We start from the raw sequence: 6,100 nt of genomic DNA, 5'->3' as shown, positions 1-6,100 counted from the left end.
CAGCACCAGCCCCAGGGCAGCCAGCTGGACGGCGGCGGCCATGGCCGCCCAGCGCGGGCGCAGTCCCGGGGCCAGCGCCCGGTCGGAGATGAGCCGCTTTCGATACACGATGGCCAGCACTGTGGGGGCGGCCATCATGGTGATGGGGAACCAGCTGGCCAGCACGTTGCCCACCGCCGTCTCCCCAAAGGACTTGGCTACCATAGTCATTTTGGTCAGGGAGAAGAGGGACAGAAAGGTTTTGAACATGTGAAAATAGACCACCTGTGTCCCGATCCACAGGGAGGCCAGGGCGGTGCACAGGGGGAGCAGCACCCGCCCCCGGCGGGGTGCGGTCCCTCCGCACAGCAGGCCCAGCAGCAGGGCCACAGGCAGGGTGAATAAAAAGGTAAAGACGGCCCCCTCCGGGGTCAGGGCGCGGAAGCAGTAAATTTTCAGGAACAGCTCCTCATAGTATATAACAGCCAGTAAAAAAAGAGAGGGGGCGGCCAGCCGGCCCCATTTTTCCTGGAGCGGGGAGAATTTGGCTGCGGCGCGGTCCAAAGCGAACACCTCCTGACAAAAGCATGGTAGACAGCTGTGTCCCCATTTTACTGAATCCCGGTGTGGTTGTCAACGGAGCTGAACGGAGGGGATTCTGGCCCCGGAGCAAAAAACGACAGGATACACGGATGGATTTTATGGATATTCACCAAAAAAATTCCTTGTAAAAAGCGCTCTTATCTGTTATGATAACATTGCTTCATAATTTATTCATAAAGTCCCGCCGGAAGGGCGGGGGAGAGAGAGGAACGCAAGTGTCTCAGCTCAGCGAGAGTGTCCTGAACCGGCTGAAGGGTGTTTACGCCGCCTACTACGACATTGAGGAAATCAGCGACGGCACGGCCCTGAAGGCCCTGTGCGCCTATCACACCCGGGACAGCCAGTATGTGCTGGTGAAGAAGGCGGAGCTGTGGGCGGCGGAGAATCACGAGTACCTCTATCTCTGGGACGCGGGCCGGCTGGACGCCGGCATGGTGGATGCCATTTTCCAGCGCACCCTGGCCGACGGAGAGCCCCGGGTAAAGCCCCACGGCCAGCATATGTATACCTATTTGACCGCCGTGGCGCTGTATGACAGCGCCGACCCGGACGCCCTCGCCCGGCTGAAAGGGCTGAAGAAGCGCCGGGAGTATAAGCTATCGCTCCATGGATGGATGGAGTTCAGAATAGCCGCCGTGGACCTGTCCACCGGCGAAATCACCGCCAACCGGGCCGGGAAAGCCCTGGCAAAGGACCTGAAACGGCTGACGGACCGCATTATCTCTGCAAATTAAATAGGAGAGGAGAAACCCTAATGAACGCAATGTTAGTTGTCATCGTTGGCATCGCCATCCTGGTCGTAGGCTATATCTTCTACGGCGGCTGGCTTGCCAAGCAGTGGGGCGTGGACGATGCCAAGACCACCCCAGCTCATGAGCTGGAGGACGGCATGGACTACGTCCCTGCCAAAGCCCCTGTCCTGATGGGACACCACTTTTCCTCCATCGCCGGCGCCGGCCCCATCAACGGCCCCATCCAGGCGGCCGTCTTTGGCTGGGTGCCTGTGGTGCTGTGGGTCCTCATCGGCGGCATCTTCTTCGGAGCCGTCCATGACTACGGCGCCCTGTTCGCCTCTATCCGTCACAAGGGCCAGTCCCTGGGCGAGGTGGTGGCCGTCAACATCGGCGAGCGGGCCAAGAAGCTCTTCCTGGTCTTTTCCTACCTGACCCTGGTGCTGGTGGTGGCCGCCTTTGCCTCCATCGTGGCCGGCACCTTCGAGGCCAAGTACACCGATACCGGCGCTGTGGATATGGCCGCCTCCGCCACCAACGCCTCCGTGGCTATGATCTCCATTCTGTTCATCCTGATGGCTATTGTCTTCGGACTGCTGGTCTACCGCCGGGGCGCGCCCCTGTCGGTGGCCACTGTGGCCGGCGTGATTGGCATTGTCATCTGCCTGGTCATCGGCCTGAACTTCCACCCCATCTACCTGTCCAACACCGCCTGGATGTGGATCATCGCCGTTTACATCCTTATCGCCTCGGTGGCCCCGGTGTGGATTCTGCTCCAGCCCCGTGACTACCTGTCCTCCTTCCTGCTCTACGGCATGATGGTCATTGCCGCCGTGGGCGTGATTGGCGCGGGCCTCACCGGCGCGGACGCCGCCCACAATGACATGCCCGCCTTCACCGGCTGGGTGGATACCATCAGCGCCTCCTCCCTGGGCACCATGTTCCCCGCCCTGTTCGTCACCATCGCCTGCGGCGCCATCTCCGGCTTCCACTCCCTGGTGGGCTCCGGCACCACCGCCAAGCAGCTGGACCACGAGCGGGACGCCAAGCCCATCGCCTACGGCGGTATGCTCATCGAGTGCGCCCTGGCCCTGATCTCCCTGGCCGCCGTCTCCTTCATCTGGCAGGAGTACCTGGCCGGTGACATCCGCGTTCCCACCCAGGTCTTTGCCACCGGCATCTCCCGGATGGTAGCCTCCATCCCCGGCCTGGAGGCCACCCAGACCACCGTTGCCTCCCTGCTGGTCCTCACCGTGTCCGCCTTCTGCCTCACCTCTCTGGACACCGCCACCCGTCTGGCCCGGTACATGTTCCAGGAGTTCTGGCTCAAGCCCGGCGAGACCTATAAGGATGTCACCGGCTTCAAGGCTGTCCTGTGCAACCCCCTGGTGGCTACCGCCATCACCGTGGTGCTGGGCGTCGGCCTGGGCATGACCGGCTACAGCAAGATCTGGCCCCTGTTCGGCGCCGCCAACCAGCTGCTGGCCGCTCTGGCCCTGCTCACCGTCTGCGCCTGGCTGGGCAACATCGGCCGGAACAACAAGATGTTCTACATCCCCATGGGCTTTATGCTCATTGTCACCCTGACCTCCCTGTTCCAGACCGTCACCGCCCGCATCGGCATGATTACAAGCAGCAACCCCGAGGTGCTGGCCAAGGTGGACTGGGGCACCTACGCTCAGGCCATCCTGGGCTCCCTGCTCTTCGTGCTGGCTATCGTGCTGGCCGTCGAGGGCTGCATGACTATCTTCGGCAAGGGCAAGAAGAAGGCCTAAAATTTCCTGTTCCATCCAAACAGAGCAAAAAGCGGGTCCGAAATATCGGGCCCGCTTTCTGATTGCCTGGAATGTTTTTTTGTGCTAGAATGTAGGGGCTGGTCTCCGTGCCGGCCCGTTTTCCTTATTCCATACCAGCGGGGCGGCACAGAGACCGCCCCCTACAAAATCAACCGAAGGTGATCCTATGAAAACCAGCAAGATCCTGTCCGTTGCCCTGTCCCTTTTGATTGCCCTGGTGGTGCTGACGGGCTCCATCGCTGTGCCCCTGCTGTGCCGGAGCTTTTACTACGCCCACATTAGCCCCCTGGGCCTGGAGGCCTGGGGGCTGAGCCGGGAGGAGATCGAGACCGCCTACGACGAGATGATGGATTTCTGTCTGGGAAGGCGGGAGGACTTCTCCGCCGGGGTGCTGGCCTTCTCCCAGTCGGGGGCGGACCACTTTGCCGACGTGCGGGAGCTGTTCCTGCTGGAGCTGCGGGTGCTGATTGCTGCGCTGGTCCTCCTGCTGGGGACGCTGGCGCTCTGCAAAATGAAAAGGGTGCGCCCCCACCGGTTCCTGGGCCGGGGTCCTGGGCTGTGGGCGGCGGCGGGGCTGGGAGCTGCCTTTTTGACGGTGGGCGGGCTGGCCGCCCTGGACTTCGACCGGGCCTTCGTCATCTTCCACAGCATCTTCTTTCCCGGCAAGGTCAACTGGATCTTTGACTGGCAGACCGACCCCATCATCCTCTTTCTGCCCCAGGACTTCTTCCGCAACTGCGCCCTGCTGATCCTGGCCCTGCTGCTTTTGTGGTGCGCCGTCCTCATCGCCGGCGACCTGTGGGCCGGGAGGAGAGGGGGAATTTGTAGAAATTGCCAAAAGTGAAAAAGCCGGCCGGTCCCCCTTGCGGAGCCGGCCGGTTTCTGTTATAATGCTCCGGAACAGAAAGAGAGGGATTGTCATGTTTATTCAGGTGGAGCTGCGTCTGACCCTTGATGTTTCCGCTGTTTCTGTTTGCTGCTGACGGTTCTTTTGGAATCGTCTTTTTTTGTGCGAGAGAGAAAGGAGACAGAAATGAACAACAACCAACCCATTCGCGACGCCCGGCAGCTGGGCCTGCCCAAGATGCTGATTCTGGGCCTGCAGCATATGTTTGCCATGTTCGGGGCAACTGTTCTGGTGCCCATTCTGGTCAACGGATACGGCCTGCCCCTGTCCATCCAGACCACCCTGTTTTTTGCCGGCATTGGCACCCTGTTTTTCCACGTGTGTACCAGGATGAAGGTGCCCGCCTTTCTGGGCTCCTCCTTCGCCTATCTGGGCGGCTTTGCCGCCGTGGCCGAGCTGGACTCCGGCATCTACGCCGGCATGTCCGGAGAGGAGAAGCTGCCCTACGCCCTGGGGGGCATTGTGGTGGCCGGTCTGCTCTATCTGGCCCTGGCCGGGCTGATTAAGGCGGTGGGCGTCCATAAGGTGATGCGCTTCCTGCCCCCGGTGGTAACCGGCCCCATCATTATCCTCATCGGCCTGTCCCTGGCCCCCAGCGCCATCAACAACGCCTCCACCAACTGGTGGCTGGCCGTCCTGGCAATGGCGGTCATCGTGGCCGCCAACATCTGGGGCAGGGGCATGATTAAGATTATCCCCATCCTCCTGGGTGTGCTGGTCCCCTACGCGGTGGCCCTGGTCACCAATCAGGTGGACTTCTCCACCGTGGCCGCCGCCAAAGCAGTGGGCATCCAACCCTTTGTCCTGGCCAAGTTTGACCTTACCGCCATTCTGGTCATGGCCCCCATCGCCCTGGCCGCCATGATGGAGCACATCGGCGACATGTCTGCCATCTCCGCCACGGTGGAGGAGAACTTCATCGAGGACCCGGGCCTGCACCGCACCCTCATCGGCGACGGCGTCGCCACCTCCCTGGCGGGCCTGTTCGGCGGCCCGGCCAACACCACCTACGGCGAGAACACCGGTGTGCTGGAGCTGTCCCAGGTCTTTGACCCCAAGGTGGTCCGGCTGGCGGCGGTCTACGCGGTGATTCTGTCCTTCTCCCCCAAGTTCGCCGCCGTGATCAACTCCATCCCCACCGCCATCATCGGCGGCGTGTCCTTCATCCTCTACGGCATGATCTCCGCCATCGGTGTGCGCAACGTGGTGGAGAACCGGGTGGACTTTACCAACTCCCGGAACCTCATCATCGCCGCCGTCATCATGGTGTGCGGCCTGGGCTTCAAGATCTGGGGCTTCGGCAACGAGTTCTCCGGCCTCACCTTCCATGTGGGCGGCACCGACATCACCCTCACCTCCCTGGCAATCGCCGCCATCGCGGGCATCGCCCTCAACGCCATCCTCCCCGGCAAGGACTATCAGTTTGGCTCCGACGTAACCCAGGGCCGCTCCGGCGACTTCGGCCGGTATTGACGGCCCGAAGGCCGGTCCCGCCGCAGGGCGGTGGTGCCTTTTGTCGATTCGATGAAAATAGCGTGTACTTGAGATGAAAAAATCATTAAATATAGTGGGAGCCTCTTGCGCATGGAGGAGAAATCGGATAGAATAGGGGCAGAAGGCGGGAAACCGTAATTTAAGGAGGTTACACCATGGATTTTAAGAGTACGTTTGAGAGCTTGAAGGACAAAGCCACTGACCTGGCTCAGGCGGGCGTCGCCCAGTCCAAGCGGCTGGCCGAGATTGCCAAGCTGAAAACCGCCAATATGGCCGAGGAGGACGCCATCAAGAAGGCCTACCTGGAGATCGGCAAGCTGTATTACGCCGAGCAGGGCGCCGCCCCCGACGGGGCCTATGCCGCCGTCTGCGAGCGGATCACCGCTTCCAAGGCCGTAATTGAGACAAACAACGAGCGTATTGCGGAGCTGAAGCAGCCCGGAGACCCCGCTGAGGAGGCTGAGCCTGTGGAGACCGTTGAGGCCGCTGCCGAGACGGCGGAGGAGGCCCCCACTGTCTGCGGGTGCGGCTGTGAGTGCGGCGAGGATAAGCCGGAATAAGAATATGAAAAACAAGCTTCCCCGGCGCAG

The 6,100-nt window shown here is 61.5% G+C and carries 6 protein-coding genes; 5 read left to right on the top strand and 1 reads right to left on the bottom strand.

Translation table 11 applies throughout. From position 1 onward, the window contains the following. A partial coding sequence (locus D1641_RS14780) for a hypothetical protein (RefSeq protein WP_160667022.1) occupies positions 1-543 on the bottom strand: 543 nt, incomplete at its 3' end. 254 nt (positions 544-797) lie between these two features. Between D1641_RS14780 and D1641_RS14775 the strand changes: the two genes are divergently transcribed. The 5 genes from D1641_RS14775 (at position 798) to D1641_RS14755 (ending at position 6,070) form a co-directional block, all read left to right on the top strand. Next, positions 798-1,316 (top strand): hypothetical protein, encoded by a 519-nt coding sequence (locus tag D1641_RS14775; protein ID WP_160667020.1) that lies wholly within the window; start codon positions 798-800, stop codon positions 1,314-1,316. 20 nt (positions 1,317-1,336) lie between these two features. Next, the gene (locus tag D1641_RS14770) at positions 1,337-3,088 is read left to right on the top strand and encodes a carbon starvation protein A (RefSeq protein ID WP_160667018.1); all 1,752 of its coding nucleotides are present in this window, start codon (positions 1,337-1,339) and stop codon (positions 3,086-3,088) included. A gap of 187 nt (positions 3,089-3,275) precedes the next feature. Further along, positions 3,276-3,953 carry a TIGR01906 family membrane protein gene (locus tag D1641_RS14765; protein ID WP_160667016.1) on the top strand — a complete coding sequence of 226 codons (678 nt, stop codon included), beginning with the start codon at positions 3,276-3,278 and terminating at the stop codon, positions 3,951-3,953. Between the two features lie 189 nt (positions 3,954-4,142). Next, a complete protein-coding gene (locus D1641_RS14760; protein ID WP_160667014.1) occupies positions 4,143-5,489 on the top strand; it encodes a uracil-xanthine permease family protein in 1,347 nt (448 codons plus the stop codon). Positions 5,490-5,665: 176 nt separating this feature from the next. Then, a complete protein-coding gene (locus D1641_RS14755) occupies positions 5,666-6,070 on the top strand; it encodes a serine proteinase (protein WP_201757384.1) in 405 nt (134 codons plus the stop codon). The last annotated feature ends 30 nt before the right edge of the window (positions 6,071-6,100 follow it).

This window comes from Colidextribacter sp. OB.20, assembly GCF_009911595.1.
Classification (GTDB): Bacteria; Bacillota; Clostridia; order Oscillospirales; family Oscillospiraceae; genus Lawsonibacter.
The sequence above is the reverse complement of the archived record's forward strand: the minus strand, read 5'-3'. Positions and strand labels throughout refer to the sequence as shown.

Coding starts and splice junctions, on each gene's coding strand:
- D1641_RS14770 (WP_160667018.1), top strand. CDS start 1,337: ATGAACGCAATGTTAGTTGTCATCGTTGGCATCGCCATCCTGGTCGTA.
- D1641_RS14765 (WP_160667016.1), top strand. CDS start 3,276: ATGAAAACCAGCAAGATCCTGTCCGTTGCCCTGTCCCTTTTGATTGCC.
- D1641_RS14760 (WP_160667014.1), top strand. CDS start 4,143: ATGAACAACAACCAACCCATTCGCGACGCCCGGCAGCTGGGCCTGCCC.
- D1641_RS14755 (WP_201757384.1), top strand. CDS start 5,666: ATGGATTTTAAGAGTACGTTTGAGAGCTTGAAGGACAAAGCCACTGAC.